Here is a 14,523-nt window from a genome sequence, read left to right on the forward strand (position 1 = left end):
AAAATGGGTTTATTTTATGCTTTCTAACTCTGAAAATTTTATCTCATCTCTTCTAAATACAAGCTTTTTCTTCTTGGCTTTATCATACATAAAAAGGTAGTTTTCTGTCATGCCAACAAGTAATAAATTCTTATCTTCTTTGTACTCATTATTATTAATTGTGAAAATTAGTCTTTCACGGTTAAGTTCACCACTATACTTGATTTTATAGAAGTCCTGAATGGCTTTACCTATGGTTAAAAATAACATGATGACAGCCAAATATCTGATTAACTTTTGAAATCTAATATTTCCTTTTTTAACATAAGCATAAATGACTGCAAGACCAATTATCCAAGTAGCTAAGACATCTATCCGAAACTCTTCAACACAAGACACAAAAATAAAACTTACAATTCCTGCTAGTAACAACATACTAAGAGTTCTACCTTCTGGTTCTTTATCAAAAACATAGACTTTGGACAAAAAAATATGAATGACCAGCAAAAACAAGCAAGTCAATGAAAGTCCCATCAAATACTGCACACTCAGGAGGATAACCTCACTTAAATTTAAGTAATTAATTATGTTAATATTCCAGAGAAAATAATAGGACAAAGTATATATAACTCCAATAGAAGACATATACAAAGAGATAGTTGCCAGATTTTCTTTTAGATAATCCATAAAAGATTTCAGGTCAAGCTTCTGATTTTCATCCATAGAGATTGCCTATTAAAATGGTAGTGGTTAAGTATTTAAGTTATTTACTTCATCATATTTCCTCTTACAGAATCGGACAATATAAGTTTTTGTCCGTTGATTTTATAGATGTATTCTGGATACATGGCATCATTTATTACAAAATCTTTTTGAACGTACTTATCTAAATCTTTTTGAAAGTACTTCTTTACAAAATTTTTACCAATTCTGCCCTTATCTATAATGTAAGTGGCTTTTAAAGTTTCATCTTTATAGATTCCATAGATATTCTTCTCTTCAAGATTAACTCCAATCGGGCTAAGTGAAACAGATAGAGTGCTATCCTGATAAAAATAAACTTCATAAACATAAATTGAATTTTCAGGAGCTTCTTTAAAAGGATTCTTTTTCTGGTAATCTATAAGAACGTTATATAAATTATCATTTAAATCCGTGTTGTTTTTTTTCTCTTCACATGAAGTAAACAAGAAAAGGACAAAAGCTAAAATTATTGTAATTTTCATTATTCTGAATCTTAAATTATTGTTAATTTACCTAGTGAGCTTAATTCCTGTAGGGGTAACATTATATAGATTTCCTGATTTAGGAAAATAAGTCTGATACTTGTAATTGATTGGTTTGCCAGTACCATTTCCCCTTACGTTATAATAATCCCCAGAAATTTTTGTTCTTCCATTTTGTTCTTTAAAGCCCATAGAGTTTATCTCTGTAAAACTGCTATCATAAGTATCTTTGCTCGGATGATTATGTTTCAGTTTTATTTCACTTCCTTCTGCAACACCAATTTGATTCATGCCTGGTGACCTTTCGTCCGAGTTGTACGTTTGTAGAGAGATAAATTTTTTATCGTTTATTTTAAAGTCAGTCAATGAAAATTCAACTGTAGAATTTTTGGCTGAGAAATCAAATAATTTAGACATATCATTTTGGGTAGATTCCGTACTTTCTTTTATAGCTTGATGGTAAGCTGGATAGCTATCTGATGTATTTCCATCTCTATAATATCGTAACTGACCTACAATACCTTTCTCCACTGTCACACTCTTGCTTTTATCAACATTCCCATTCTTGTCAGAAGCAAACAAAGTGTCAGTTTGGTCTTGAGTTCTTTCTAGAAGCTTAACCTGTCCATTTTGAAGTAACTGGAAATTGTCAAGAACACCTCTTCCATCTGGGTCAATATTTTTTATTGGGTTATTCATAACCATGTTGTAAGGAGACCAGCTCGAATACTCCTCACTTAAAGGGTCAGGAGAAAACCACCTTCCTGCTGTATCCAAATAGGGTTGTGCATCTGGGTCACTCAAATCTATCTCCCTGAATTCAACAATCTCTTTGGTCTTTCTGTTAAATCTTACAGAGCCAATACTTACAATAGAATCCTTGTCATGGAACTCTAAATACTTTCCTTTGCTGAGTGTAGCTACTTTGGGATAGTAACCATATTTCTTAAATGGGTTTCCTGCCTCAATGTTCTTTCTTCTTCTTTCAGCTTCTTCAGGAGTTAAATTATCTCTGGATTTCAAAACCTCATCCATGTAAGGTCTGTTTCTTTCCTCTTTAGTAAGTTTTACTGGGTTGATGTATGGTTTCTCTGCCTTTGGTTTAGTCTGGGGCTTACTTTTTACTTGTGCCTGTGTAAATCCTGCTATAAGTACAAAGCCAGTCAATACAATTCTTTTCATGGTCATTTGTTATTTCGTAAAGTTATTTAATAATTTTTTATTCTCGTATTTTTCTCTTTCTGTTTTTAAGGAAACTAACCAATCCAGATACATCTCCTCTGGCATTTGTCTGTAACCTATCTCATAGATGTGAGTGTATTCCTTAGTCATTAACTCCATGAGTTCTTTGGCTTTTGGGTCTTGTTGAGCCTTTTTTATGTTTTCAGGATTAGTGGAACTCAAATTCTGTTTATCCATCAATTTTTCAAACTGTGCTTTGTGTGTTTCAGCTTTCAGAATTAAGGCTTTAGCAAAGTTTGGATAAACTTCCAATGCTCTGCTTATAGCTTTTAATGTAAATTCACCATCATTGTCAGGAAAATTTCTGTTGTATGCCTGTGCTAAATCAAACAAACATAAAGCAAGGCTTTCCTTGTTGTTCAAAGCTTTCATAAACACCCCATTTTTGACAGCATCAAGATGAATGTATCCAGAAGCCATTAACCATGAATCCTGTGGAAATATACCACTTGTAAGCTCTGTGTTGTACCAACCATCAGACTTGATTTGATGTTTTATGTAAACGTGGTTGGGTGCTAATGCCAGATTAGCCTCAACTCCCAATTCTTCTGCCAGTATCTTATACAGGTAAGGCATAGAATTACAATTTCCTTTTTTGGTAGCCAGAAGTTTAGATACAAATAAATTGGTAATGTCTTTATGACCAAACACATCCTCAAAATCATAGTTGAAAGGCTTATACTGGATTACTGTATCTTTAATAGCAATAGGCAGGGTCTGACACATGATGGAATACACTGCTGCATACTTGCTTATTTTTTCTCTGTCTGATTGTTTATAGGTTAAATCTCTGCTCTGAACAATAGCATTGGCAAAACCCTTTAAAAAGGCTATTTCTCGATTTAATTTGTCTGTATCTAACTTACCCTGATAATAAGCATTTTCCACACTAAATACAGCCTCTTTGAAGCTGTATTGCTGTTTATCATTCAGCATGTTATCAATAGTCTGGTAAGCTTCGTTATAAAATTGATTGTTTTGTGCCTTAGCTGTTCCAACACTGAACCACACAAATAGCATGGATAGGAATAAGTTTCTATATGGTAAATGTCTTTCCATTATAAATGTTTTGGGTCTATTGGGAAATACTGGGCTTTCTCCTTAGACTGTTCAGATTCTTTTTTCTTTTGTTTCTGGGCTTCCTGCTGTTTCTGCTTTTGCTTTTCAGCATTAATCTGTCTCATTCTTTCGGCAAGAGCATCACTTTTCTGCCTATTGGCTTCACCTTTCATATTACCCAGCCACTGCTCGTAAGCTCCCTCTGGCATCATCACAAATCCTAAGTTATCAATATTGTTAAATTGGGCTTTTGTTTCCTGTAGTAAAGCCAGTGCTTTAGGATAAAATCTAATGTTTTGGAGTTCCTCTGGGTTTTCAAGGTCTTTAATTCCTAATTGATTGGTTACATAAGTCAATCTTGCCTGTTGATACATGGATTTAAGTTGATTGGCATAAATGTTATTGGGTGAGTATTCAAGTGCTTTATCCAAAGTTTTTCCTACAAACTCATCCATACCATACTTGTGGGCATAACCATTGGCTAAATCTGCATAGAACTGTGCTAACAATTCTTTTTTACTCAGACTTTTCATGTAAATATCATTCTGTAAAGCTTCTGATTTTATATAGCCCGATTCCAGAATTAATGAATTGGCAGTAAAAATGCCATTCGTAAGCTCTGCATTCTGCCATTCTCCCTCTTCATCTAAAAACTTGATGTAAGTATGATTAGGGGCATAGGCTAGAGATGCTTCTGTGTTCATTTCCTCTGCCAGCATCAGATACAACAATGGCATTGAATGGCATTGCCCTGAGCCTGTTTTCAAAAGTTTGGAGACAAACATTTTGGAATGGTCTTTCTGCCCCATATAATCATCAAAATCATATTTATAGGCTTTATGTTGAACTCCTCCCAGCTTCATGTCTTTAGAGAAGTATTCAAATATCATTAGATTTTTATCTGTGTTACTTTCTATGCCCCCTTTTCTTTCTTTCATTTTCTGCAAAAGTTGCTTTGCTGTTTTCTGAATTCCAGATTTAAATTGATTAAAATTTTGTTTGCCTCCGTAGTAAGCATTTTCCACAATGAAATTGGCTTGACTTACTGTGTAGTTGTCAGTATTAAGTGAGGCTAATTGAGTGTAAGCATCATAATAAGACTGAGTCCCTGCCTTACCTGATAAAGAGGGTAAATTATAATAAGAATCTTCTGTGGCTTGTAACCTGTTGTTTTCTTCCTGTTTACTTCTGGTTTCCTGCTCCTGGGCTACTCTCTTAAAATCCTCCTGAACCATTCTCTGGTTCTGCTGGTCTATCTGTGAACTTCTTTGATTATATAAACCACCATGAGGAACGGAGGGAACATTTGACCTTGCTGGGCTTCCATAGTTTGGATTGGAAAAGTTACCCAGACTATTCGGATTGGGAGCTTGGGAAGTGGGGAAATTAGGAATCTGCCCAACTCCATATAAACTTAAAGACAACAAGCTCAAAACTTGTAATTTTTTCATCATAGATATTAATAATTCGTGTGTTTTGGTGGTTGCAATTTTACAAAAATTTCTACAAAAGTAAAAACGGTTTCCCACCACCGTAAACATTAATGTTTACCCACTGAGCAAATATAAAAGATAATATTGACATCAATGTCAATAGACCCTAACAAATTTACATCCTATCAAAAGAATCTGGGAGAGAGGCTTAAAAGCATCAGAGAATCCAAAGGATATTCTTTGACTGATTTAGCTTCTCTATGTGATTTGGAGAAAACTGCTATTTCCAGAATCGAAAATGGCAGAACCAACATCACCTTTAAGACTGCCATTGTACTTTGTACAGCTCTAAAAATCGAGCTTAAAGATTTCTTTGATATTCCAATAAATCAAAACCTTTAATTAAATTCTTTTTTTCATATCAATTAATTTTATCCAAATGTAGGATAGGGTAACGACAAAACTTGTCGTGTTACTTAATAAATTAAGTCATTATTAGAATTTTGGTTTATCCAGAACGTGAAAACAACAATAGAAATACACTATTCTTTGACCTTAGATTTTGTCTTTGCTTTAGAAACAACCAATAAGTCATTGTATTTAAGAGCTTCAAATAAAAATGTAACCCACTCAATCAGTGGTTTATCTTGATAGTTCTTATAATTTCTAACAAACCATGGATAGCTTTCATGAGTTTTATTTTCGGTCAAAATGTTAATACCAGATTCTTTACATAACCAAGTCTTGTTTAAAGTATAGAAATCAACAACTTTTTTTACATTCCACGTTCTTAAATCTCCGTGAGGAATAATTGTGTTATCTAAAATGTATGTACAATTATCCTTTCCCAAAAAAGGTTTAAGTAAAAACTTACCGTTACTTAATGGTATAATTGACTTATCAATCATATCTGAATCCATTGTTTCCACAATACCATTCTCAGTCAACAATTTAAATGTTCTGTCTCTAAGTGACACTATAATATCATTCTTAACATTATAGATATAATTTTCTTTAACAATTCCATTTTTAAATTCAATCTGGATATGATAGGTATATGGAGGGTATTTAAACCCGTTCTTATACTCTCTTCCATCATCATAAACAACAATTATCCTTTCAACGTACTTATGAATTAAGCTTCTTCTTGTATCAAAATCAACATCTTTTGAAAAGTTTTCAAAATCTGTTCTTGTATCAACAAGTAAACTCTCAAAGTTTTGAACATCTGTTACTCTTGAAGCAATTAATGCCTTATCTAAATTGTACTTAGTTAAGTTTTCTTTAATCTTACTAATTTCATCCCTTGCATCTTCATCATTAATAACTCCATTGGATATTGCTCGAACAAGATTACTTCTGCTTTTCTGATTATCTTCAATTTTCTTATCCAGCAAAGACTCTTCTTGTTTAAGGTTTTCTAAAATCTCATTTTGGCTTCCCGATGAGCTATTTAAAAGCTCTAATAGTTCTTTTCTAATAAAAAAGTGTTCCCAGATAATCTTTTCAATCTTATCAATGTTTATAGCCCTATTTCCACAGTTTTCTCCTTTGTATCTTCGAGATGAACAGATGTAAGTATGGTCTCTTTTACTAACTCTACTCCTTCCATACATATTTCTACCACAATTACATTTAATAATGCCTTTTAACAAGTATTTATGCTCAACTTTTTTTCCAGTATTGTTTCTATTCTTTTGTAAGTTTTCATTAACTTTTTGCCAGTATACCTCATCAAAGATTGCTGGTGCAGGATAGTAATTTCCTCTCCAAAATCTCTGACCCTTATAAATTGTATTTTTAATGATTCCCTGTATGGTTCTGCCTCTCCATTTAGCATCACTCTTTTTCTTTTCAGTTATCAGATTGGGATTATACTTGTCTCTGACCTTATAAACTCCTCCTTTTGCTAATTTACTGTAAGCTGTTGGCACTTCTTCCAAGTTTGGTATTTCAGCAATTTTATCTGTTCCCTTACCTTCTAAAGACATTTGGTAAATCCTTACCACTATTTCCGATTCTTTTTCATTGATAATCAAAAATTTATTAGAGTCCTTAGTGTAACCAAATGGAGGGCTAGCATGAACTTTTCCAGCCTCAACATTACGTTGCAATGCTGTCACAACCTTCTTTTTTGTCAGTTTAACATAAAAAGAATTGAAAATGGATAACATATTTGAGGTAAGGAAATTGGTATCTGATGAAAAATCAAATTCTCCCGAATTTTGGAAAAATAGATTGATGTCATCCTTCTGAAAGAGGAAGTATAAAGTTGACCATACAGCATTATTTCTTTCGAGTCTCGACTGGTCATAGGCAAACACGTGGGTTATTTTTTTGGAAGCAACATCTTGAACTAATTCATACAGAGCAGGTCTCTTTTCTATTTCCAGTGTACCCGAAATTCCATTATCCTCATAAATTTCATATTCCAACCCTATTGTTTGAGCATAGGCTCTACCCAAGGCAATCTGAGTCTCAATGGAGTTTTTCTCATCATCCTTATCTTGTGATACTCTTGCATAAATGGCTAACATACAATGATTTTTATGCAAAGATACAAATACACCACATTCTATACAATAACGTCTGAAATGGTATGGTGAGGCGATCTAAATGGGCGAACGGTCATGAGGGAAGTTTCTGCTCCCATTTTACCGGCTACAGAATGGATCTTTGTGGTTTCCAGAGCCTCTTTTAAGGTTAAAGGAGGTAAAATACCGGGAATTCTTTTGGCGAGCATTGTTTTACCACTTCCGGGAGGACCAATCAGGATAATATTGTGTCCGCCTGCAGCAGCTATTTCCATTGCTCTTTTGGCTGTTTCCTGGCCTTTAACTTCAGAAAAATCAAATGGAAAATCATTCATTTTTTCCTGAAATTCTTTTCTTGTATCCAGTAGAACTCTTTCGATGGGTTTTCCTTCGTTAAAAAAATCAATGACTTCTTTAATATTTTCTATACCATAGACTTCCAGACTATCTACAATGGCTGCTTCTCGGGTATTTTGCATAGGGAGTATAATTCCTTTAAAACCTTCTTCCCTCGCCTGGATCGCTATAGGCAACACTCCTTTTATGGGCTGTAAACTTCCATCAAGAGAAAGCTCCCCCATAATAACATAGTCATGAATATTTTCGGCAAGGATTTGATCTGAAGCAGCGAGAATACCTATAGCAATACTGAGGTCATAAGCCGCCCCTTCCTTCCGAAGATCTGCGGGGGCCATATTAATGGTGATTTTCTTACCCGGAATTTTGTACCCTACATTCTTCAATGCAGCGGATATCCTGTAACTGCTTTCTTTGATGGCATTATCGGGAAGCCCAACCAGGTGATAGCCTACTCCACCCGTGTCTACATTTACCTCAATGGTAATGGTCTGTGCCGCAACCCCGTGGATGGCACTTCCATAAATTTTAACTAACATGATCTGTGTGTTTTTGTAAAAATAAATAATATATTATTTCAAAAAATTGGCTTCCAAATTAACAAGGTTCTTATTCTGAATAGATTTTAAAAAAAATATTAATAAAAATAAACCGGCACAGATTATCTCTGTGCCGGTTATGAGGTACACCTATCTATTAAAAAGTTATCAAATTCATCCTAAGTTTATAACAAAGGTCGTCTTTAATGTTTTTTATAGGTGTTGACAACCTATATTTATCTAATATCTTGTATAATTACGGTAGGATTTGATAAAATTTGATCCGGTCCGAAATTACTATTATTATAATAGGAATGAAGTGTTCTGAATGTACAGTAATTCATTTGTGGCGATTGTGCTATAATTCCAACCGGCAGTGTCACAAGGTCTGGATAATTCTCCAAAATATTGTTCTCACAAATAATTTCGCTGGCTTCTCCATATATGACAATATGCCCATATTCATAGGTGTTGTTTGCCAGTCCTATGTTACTCGTTTTATTATTGATAATGGTTGCTCTATTAATATTTCCTATTTTTATCCCGTCCGTTCCCGTTCTTGAAATCGTATTTTGTTCGATGTTAAGCGAAGAGTGTCCTAGTAAATCCATACCGGTCTGCTGTACTGATTTCAAGGCATTTGCTTTAATAGTAACATTTACTTTTTTATTCTCCGTATGATCATCTACAATACATGTTTTAATGGTTTCGATATAATTCCCCTCTATCTTTATGTTATCCGCAGTTTTTCTAATTCTGATCCCATTTCCGTTACCGACCATTTCCAAATCACTGATTTTAACATTGTGCACTTTATATAAATCGACAAGGGGATAATCAAATGCGTTTTCTACTCTTCCGTTTCTTATTTTAACACCATTTGTCCCTTCTATAAAGATCTGTGAAGCATGATTTCCTGACGACATTAAATTATGTACATTGATATTAAAGATCGTATGAGAGTAAGAGTCTCCTTCTGTTTTACAGGCAAAACCGTCTCCTATATTATTCCTTGTTGTTAAATTTAATATATTTACATCCCTCACTGAAGATTTAGAACCAGGAGTTGTTATCAAAACCCCGTAACCTTCGTTTTGATCGCAGGTACAGTTTACTATATTTACATTTCTAACACTCTGGTCTTCATTTGGCTCAATATCTATCCCTGCCTCTGGAATTGTGCCGCTCGTCTTATTAAACTGGCTGTTTAATATATTGATTCCATCACAATGGATAATTGACATCCCTTGTCTGCGGTTATCATCACATATCACATTTTCTATAGTTCCATTATAGGAATTCCGGACATAAATTCCGTCCCCCCAGCATTCTGATATTTCAACATTTTCGATATGAAAATCATTTGTATTTGATGCAAATATTCCAAATCCCCATTCACCAAGATCCGTATTATGAACGACCTCATAGGTGACCGAGCCGTCAACTACAGTCATCTGAGTATTCTCATTATAACTAGGATTACAGTTATATGGTACCGGCTTAGGAGTTACAGCTTCACATTTTATATAAAATGACACCCCTGGTTTTTCCCCACCGCTTATTCCTGCATTAATTACTTTCAGGGGGCAATTATTTACGTATACATATTCTCCCACCTGATAGGGTTGGTAAGCACGCCACATTTTATAATAGCTTCCATCAGGAGCCTTAAAGCTATATTTGTTTCCTTTAATTTTACCCCCGGTCAGTTTTGTGTTTACCGTCTGCGCAAAAGATACCAATTCATACCCATTTGTCTTTCCAGGCATTGCTTCAACTGTTCCGTTCAGGAAATAATTTGTATTACTCTGAAGTTGAATTTTATTTCCACTATCTACATCTATTTTATTGATCCCAGCAATTGTAACGGTCTTTACCTTCATTTGGTAAAGTCTTACCAAAGCTTTATTTATGGCAGCCGTTTCGTCACCCAAACCATCACCTTTAATCCCACAACGGGTAAGGTCTACTGTATCCCCAAAGCTCAATTCCAGTTTATACTGACTATTATTGATGAGGGTTATAATACTAAATCCATCATCCTGATCTGTTGTCTCTGATAAATAATAGATGACTGGCTGGTCATAAGGAATTCCCGGATGATACCCTAAAAGCTCTACATATTCAGGTTTTCCCGCTGCTACCGAGTTTATTAATGATGAAATCTCCGCACTACTTAAATTACGAAGTTCATTCATAGAATTTTTAATTGCTGGCATATTTTCTTTTTTAGATTGATGATTTTAACTGATTTGTACTTGTCCGTTATTCTTTCAAAAGTATACCGGGAGGACGACAAAACGTGTCGTATATTAAACTGATTCTTCATATTTTTTTACATACAAAAAGACAAACCGGTACAGACTGTCTCTATACCGGCTTATCAGGATTAAAAAAAACTAACTAAGGATGTATCTATTTACTTTTTTATGAATTTATTCTTATAGGTATTTCCTTCAGAATCTTTAGACAGGATGATATAATTGCCTATAGTCAGTCTGCTAACATCAATAGGCTCATTAAAGCGGTGGTTGCTTTTTTGCAAAACCCCTTTTCCGGACATATCGATGATGGAAATCTCTTTGTAGGTTTTATCAGATTCTTTCCCGATGTAAAGAAATTGTGAGGTAGGATTGGGATATATTTTCAGACTGGTTTCCTTACGTTTTGTTTCGCCTGTTGCCAGACTACAGAATTCAAAGTTTCCGAAATTCAGTTTAACAAAACTTCCATCTCCTAAAAATTCACATTGATCTGGACAGTATTCGGTGCAGGCATAAAATCCATACACCCCCGAACCTGTAGCGATATAAGTGTCTCCTGTTGCCCCGCTAATTTCACATGGATCCACTGAAGGAGGCAGACTGCCGGGAATACATTTATACCAGGTATGGTTGCCATAAAGATCCGGAAATACATCATCAAATTTTACAGATGCTCCTGAACAGATGTTATATTCTCCTTCTCCCAAATCCTGATAAGTTCCGGGGGTAAAAGTGCTCATCATCGCAGGAAGTGCATAAGCAAACCCATCGGCCATAATAGCGGGACTTTCTGCCGTACAGTCACCATCTATGACCTGAACTTTGAAGTAATAAAGCTGGTCATCATTTCCGTTGATGGTCAGCGTTTGTGAGGTTGCCCCGGGAATTGCAGTCCATGGATTGGTATTCGGGGTCTGCCAGGTCCATTCCTGTTTGTACCATTGGTAACTTCCGAATGCCTGGGTGGAAAGGGTCTCTGTCTCGGTATTACAGAACACAACCTTGTCGGGAAATTTTACACCAAGCCTGGGGCTTGTAATGGTTGGATTACACTGTGCTTTTATATTCAGAATAGTCATGAATAATAAAGCCAAAAAAATCAGTTTGGTTTTCATATTTAAATATTTAATGGTTTGGTTTAGTCTTTTTTAGGGCTGTCAATCCAGCAACACCCTGATCCCAAACTTCATATTAAAGTTTAAAGGTTTTTCTTTATAAATAGTATTGATCTGGCTGTCATTCTTGAAGTGGTATCCTATTCCCGGTTCTGCATAAATTCCGATCTTATCGATAATTTTCACCTGCAGCCCAACGGCCGAGTTGACGGAAAACTGCACAGGTTTGACATCAATCCGTTCTTCCTGGGTTTCCTGGACCTCATCATTGACAATATATTTTGTCTTCAGCTTTCCTGCGACTGCTTTTTCTACTACGACTCCACCGGTTACATATCCTGTAAAACGCCCTTTCTGAATAACGTTATAATTTACCTGTACTGGAATTCCAATATAATGGACACTTTGTTCACCTTTTATATAGTTTGAATTGCTTCCTGAGTGCAATTCTGATGTAAGTTTTGTATAGTTGACGCCTGTGCCAATTCCCCATCTTTTTCCGAGATTATAATACATTGATAATCCAAGGGTGACAGGAATTTTATGTCTGATTCTGGCTTCAACTTCTTTGCTCTGATTGGCTAACAATAAGTTTGTAAGGGGATCGCTTTCTGTACCGGATATCCATACGTCACTAAAAGCCATCGGACTTCCACTCATTGAAGCATAACCCGGAAACTTCTGTTCCGAAGAATTTGAGGAAACATTTCCTGTAAGCATGCTCAGCATCCATTTTTTTTGCTGACGGCCAGGAATTTTAGGCTTGTTGGTATCAGCCAGCTTTTCATGGAGCTCGTTTTCGGTTTGATTAAAAATTTCTTCAACTTCTGTCTTCTCTTTTAACACTGGATTTTCATTACCAGAAGAAGAACTGTGGTCAGGCAGATTTCCTGCCGTTAAAGGAGCTAAAATTTCTTGTTTTCCTATTGATTCCAATGAAAGGTTGTTCCGATTGATTTCTTTATTAATCCTATTTTGTAAAACTTTATCAATGCTTATTTTATCGGTGACTCTATTTCCTGAACCGCTGTATTTTTCATTGGCATCGGTGTTGATCTTATCCCTTGTATCAATGCTTACAGGTCCGGTGGTTGTTCTTTCTTTCTCATTACCACTTGCATTTTCAGATTTTTTTGCGATCTGTGAACCTATTTTCTCTCCATTCATATCCAGCAGTATCTTTCCGGTAAAGAACAGGATAGCAAGAGCTGCAGCAATTCCTCCCACACGGTATAATATGGACCTTCTACCGTTGACAGGGTGGTTTATATCTTTTTTATCATCATCTCCAAACATCATTGCTCCGGCAATTCCCTTTTCTTCTTCTTCAGAAAAAAGTTCATCTTTAATATCCTCCCACAGCCCATCCGGAATATCCTCTTCGTGGTCTTCCATTTTCCTGTGCAGGTCATTGAGCCACTGATTATTCATATTGTGCTTTTTTTGACATTTTAAATTCTTTAATTTTCTGAACCAGCAATCCTTTTGCCCTGTGAAACTGAGAGGCGGAAGAGTTCTCTGCTATTCCTAAAAGCCCGGCAATCTCTTTGTGGCTTTTTTTCTCAAATACAAACAGGTTAAAAACTGTCCGGTACCCATCAGGAAGCGACTGTATGAGTTTCATAATAGCAGCCTGTGGAATTTCCTCAAGATCAGGTTCTTCATCATTGGGGATATCAGGAAATTCGGCCAAATCCATATCTGTTGCCATCCCGGAATGCTGTTTTATATGTTTTAAAGCTTCATTGACTGTGATCCTGATCAACCAAGCTTTCAAGGAGCCACTGCCCCGGTATTCAAATGTTTCTATGGACCGGAACATTTTGATAAAGCTGTTCTGAAGAACATCGTGAACGTCATCTTTTCCCGGAATATAACGAGCGCAGACCCCGGCAAGATTTCCGGAATAGGTTCCGAATAGCTCTTTCCAGGCAGCTTCTTCCTTCGTGAGAAGGCGTCTTATCAAAATCTGCTCTTTGTTTTCTTCCATGAATGAGATCCGGTTTAATGTGACCGGTTAAAATTTTAAAGCAAAAATAGACTGCATCCGGGCAAAACACAATCTATTATTCTATTATCTATCAATTAATTCTTTATACAGTAGGGGAAATTATAATAAATAATTTCGAAAGGACTTAGAGCCGTACCGTCTACTGTAATCTTTTCAGCTGCCAGCGCAAATCTCAGCGTATGGTCTAATCCGGCAAAGTATCCTTTCTGTTTTGCTACAAGCGTTACGACTATTTTTTTATTTACTCCGTCTACCGGAATCTGAAGCTCCAGTTCTTTTGGGACAAAAGTGAGTTCTACCCAATTTTTATCTGCATTTAATACTGATGTATATTTGAGATTATATTTCACTTTTCCCATTGCTGTCAAAGCATTCTGTGTTTTTACAGGATCTTTCACCACCGCCATTACAATTTCTTTGATAGGAAACTCCGGAAATGCAAGGGTATCTTTTTTTATTTTAAAGTCTACAATTTTCTCAGCCCTAAACTCCCCCTGCATCGTGATCAGCCTTCCTTTGTAATTTCCGTTCACATCTTCCAGTTTTACCGGTGGTACTTCTATCCTGTCCTCATTCATGCATGAGAACAGGGAGAAGATGATTGATAAAATTAAAACGGTGGTAATCACCTTAAGTACTATTGAATTCTTCATTTCATTATTTTTTTACATTAAACATTAGTTGTATTGAGTACTCATCTATAAAATCCGTCTTTTAGAAAATCTTGCGTGGAATTCTGAAAAAAAAGAATAATTTTTATATAA

General features: G+C 35.5%; 12 protein-coding genes and 1 pseudogene. 1 reads left to right on the plus strand and 12 read right to left on the minus strand.

Annotated elements, in window-relative coordinates:
• Window positions 1-9: 9 nt before the first annotated feature.
• The 5 genes from NZD88_RS13685 to NZD88_RS13705 are packed head-to-tail and all read right to left on the minus strand — an operon-like array spanning window position 10 to window position 4,957.
• Window positions 10-702, minus strand: a complete 693-nt coding sequence (locus NZD88_RS13685; RefSeq protein ID WP_259829893.1) for a hypothetical protein — start codon at window positions 700-702, stop codon at window positions 10-12.
• 44 nt (window positions 703-746) lie between these two features.
• Complete coding sequence (locus tag NZD88_RS13690) at window positions 747-1,205, minus strand: hypothetical protein (protein ID WP_259829894.1); 459 nt, start codon at window positions 1,203-1,205, stop codon at window positions 747-749.
• Between the two features lie 27 nt (window positions 1,206-1,232).
• Entirely contained in the window at window positions 1,233-2,387 is a 1,155-nt protein-coding gene (locus tag NZD88_RS13695; RefSeq protein ID WP_259829895.1) for an RHS repeat-associated core domain-containing protein, read from the minus strand.
• Between the two features lie 9 nt (window positions 2,388-2,396).
• Entirely contained in the window at window positions 2,397-3,506 is a 1,110-nt protein-coding gene (locus NZD88_RS13700) for a hypothetical protein (protein ID WP_259829896.1), read from the minus strand.
• On the minus strand, window positions 3,506-4,957 hold the full coding sequence (locus tag NZD88_RS13705; protein ID WP_259829898.1) for a hypothetical protein: 1,452 nt from the start codon (window positions 4,955-4,957) through the stop codon (window positions 3,506-3,508). The genes NZD88_RS13700 and NZD88_RS13705 overlap by 1 nt, the downstream gene beginning before the upstream one ends.
• 135 nt (window positions 4,958-5,092) lie before the next feature.
• On the opposite strand from NZD88_RS13705, the gene NZD88_RS13710 reads away from it, so the two are divergent.
• The gene (locus NZD88_RS13710; protein ID WP_259829900.1) at window positions 5,093-5,341 is read left to right on the plus strand and encodes a helix-turn-helix domain-containing protein; all 249 of its coding nucleotides are present in this window, start codon (window positions 5,093-5,095) and stop codon (window positions 5,339-5,341) included.
• 140 nt (window positions 5,342-5,481) lie between these two features.
• Here the strand turns inward: NZD88_RS13710 and NZD88_RS13715 are convergent, their stop codons facing one another.
• The 7 genes and pseudogenes from NZD88_RS13715 to NZD88_RS13745 all read right to left on the minus strand — a co-directional run bounded on the left by NZD88_RS13715 (window position 5,482) and on the right by NZD88_RS13745 (window position 14,412).
• On the minus strand, window positions 5,482-7,476 hold the full coding sequence (locus tag NZD88_RS13715) for a recombinase family protein (protein ID WP_259829902.1): 1,995 nt from the start codon (window positions 7,474-7,476) through the stop codon (window positions 5,482-5,484).
• Window positions 7,477-7,523: 47 nt separating this feature from the next.
• A pseudogene (locus NZD88_RS13720) lies at window positions 7,524-8,369 on the minus strand (YifB family Mg chelatase-like AAA ATPase); the annotation flags it as partial.
• Between the two features lie 236 nt (window positions 8,370-8,605).
• Window positions 8,606-10,588 carry a right-handed parallel beta-helix repeat-containing protein gene (locus NZD88_RS13725; protein WP_259829904.1) on the minus strand — a complete coding sequence of 661 codons (1,983 nt, stop codon included), beginning with the start codon at window positions 10,586-10,588 and terminating at the stop codon, window positions 8,606-8,608.
• 200 nt (window positions 10,589-10,788) lie between these two features.
• Window positions 10,789-11,748, minus strand: coding sequence for a T9SS type A sorting domain-containing protein (locus NZD88_RS13730; RefSeq protein ID WP_259829906.1), 960 nt, complete (start codon window positions 11,746-11,748; stop codon window positions 10,789-10,791).
• Between the two features lie 42 nt (window positions 11,749-11,790).
• Window positions 11,791-13,179, minus strand: coding sequence for a PorT family protein (locus NZD88_RS13735; protein WP_259829908.1), 1,389 nt, complete (start codon window positions 13,177-13,179; stop codon window positions 11,791-11,793).
• Window positions 13,172-13,738: an RNA polymerase sigma factor gene (locus NZD88_RS13740; protein ID WP_259829909.1), complete on the minus strand. Its 567-nt coding sequence runs from the start codon at window positions 13,736-13,738 to the stop codon at window positions 13,172-13,174. Before NZD88_RS13740 ends, NZD88_RS13735 begins: the two co-directional genes overlap by 8 nt.
• A 95-nt stretch (window positions 13,739-13,833) precedes the next feature.
• The gene (locus NZD88_RS13745; RefSeq protein ID WP_259829910.1) at window positions 13,834-14,412 is read right to left on the minus strand and encodes a DUF4840 domain-containing protein; all 579 of its coding nucleotides are present in this window, start codon (window positions 14,410-14,412) and stop codon (window positions 13,834-13,836) included.
• Window positions 14,413-14,523 lie beyond the last annotated feature (111 nt).

This window comes from Chryseobacterium pyrolae (assembly GCF_025153485.1).
Classification (GTDB): domain Bacteria; phylum Bacteroidota; class Bacteroidia; order Flavobacteriales; family Weeksellaceae; genus Chryseobacterium; species Chryseobacterium antibioticum.

Excerpts from the sequence above, each read along its gene's own strand:
- NZD88_RS13705 (WP_259829898.1), bottom strand. The coding sequence starts at position 4,957 with ATGAAAAAATTACAAGTTTTGAGCTTGTTGTCTTTAAGTTTATATGGA.
- NZD88_RS13690 (WP_259829894.1), bottom strand. The coding sequence starts at position 1,205 with ATGAAAATTACAATAATTTTAGCTTTTGTCCTTTTCTTGTTTACTTCA.
- NZD88_RS13700 (WP_259829896.1), bottom strand. The coding sequence starts at position 3,506 with ATGGAAAGACATTTACCATATAGAAACTTATTCCTATCCATGCTATTT.
- NZD88_RS13740 (WP_259829909.1), bottom strand. The coding sequence starts at position 13,738 with ATGGAAGAAAACAAAGAGCAGATTTTGATAAGACGCCTTCTCACGAAG.
- NZD88_RS13725 (WP_259829904.1), bottom strand. The coding sequence starts at position 10,588 with ATGCCAGCAATTAAAAATTCTATGAATGAACTTCGTAATTTAAGTAGT.
- NZD88_RS13715 (WP_259829902.1), bottom strand. The coding sequence starts at position 7,476 with ATGTTAGCCATTTATGCAAGAGTATCACAAGATAAGGATGATGAGAAA.
- NZD88_RS13695 (WP_259829895.1), bottom strand. The coding sequence starts at position 2,387 with ATGAAAAGAATTGTATTGACTGGCTTTGTACTTATAGCAGGATTTACA.
- NZD88_RS13730 (WP_259829906.1), bottom strand. The coding sequence starts at position 11,748 with ATGAAAACCAAACTGATTTTTTTGGCTTTATTATTCATGACTATTCTG.
- NZD88_RS13710 (WP_259829900.1), top strand. The coding sequence starts at position 5,093 with ATGTCAATAGACCCTAACAAATTTACATCCTATCAAAAGAATCTGGGA.
- NZD88_RS13685 (WP_259829893.1), bottom strand. The coding sequence starts at position 702 with ATGGATGAAAATCAGAAGCTTGACCTGAAATCTTTTATGGATTATCTA.
- NZD88_RS13735 (WP_259829908.1), bottom strand. The coding sequence starts at position 13,179 with ATGAATAATCAGTGGCTCAATGACCTGCACAGGAAAATGGAAGACCAC.
- NZD88_RS13745 (WP_259829910.1), bottom strand. The coding sequence starts at position 14,412 with ATGAAGAATTCAATAGTACTTAAGGTGATTACCACCGTTTTAATTTTA.